The sequence below is a fragment of the Mesorhizobium sp. M4B.F.Ca.ET.203.01.1.1 genome (assembly GCF_004791025.1).
Taxonomy (GTDB): Bacteria; Pseudomonadota; Alphaproteobacteria; order Rhizobiales; family Rhizobiaceae; genus Mesorhizobium; species Mesorhizobium abyssinicae.
Map to the genome: position 1 here is coordinate 1 of NZ_SRUO01000104.1, position 374 is coordinate 374.

At 65.8% G+C, this 374-nt stretch carries 1 protein-coding gene; it reads left to right on the plus strand.

Annotated elements, in window-relative coordinates:
* Positions 1-374: thiamine pyrophosphate-dependent enzyme (locus tag EN846_RS33840; RefSeq protein WP_245518769.1), on the plus strand; the 374-nt coding region annotated here is incomplete at both ends.

A 374-nucleotide genomic window follows, 5' to 3' on the forward strand; every position in this document is an offset into this window, starting at 1 on the left:
CCACGGCGACGCGGCCTTCTCCGGCCAGGGCGTGGTCATGGAACTGTTCCAAATGTCGCAGGCCCGCGGCTTCGCCGTCGGCGGCACCGTGCACATCGTGGTCAACAACCAGGTCGGCTTCACCACCTCCAACCCGCTGGATACGCGTTCCACGCGCTATGCCACCGACGTGGCGAAGATGATTGCCGCCCCGGTGCTGCACGTGAACGGCGATGACCCGGAAGCGGTGGTGTTCGCCGCACAGCTGGCCTTCGAGTTCCGCCAGACGTTCGCCAAGGACGTGGTCATCGACCTGATGTGCTACCGCCGCTGGGGCCACAACGAGGCCGACGAACCGGCGATCACCCAGCCGTTGATGTACCAGGTGATCCGCA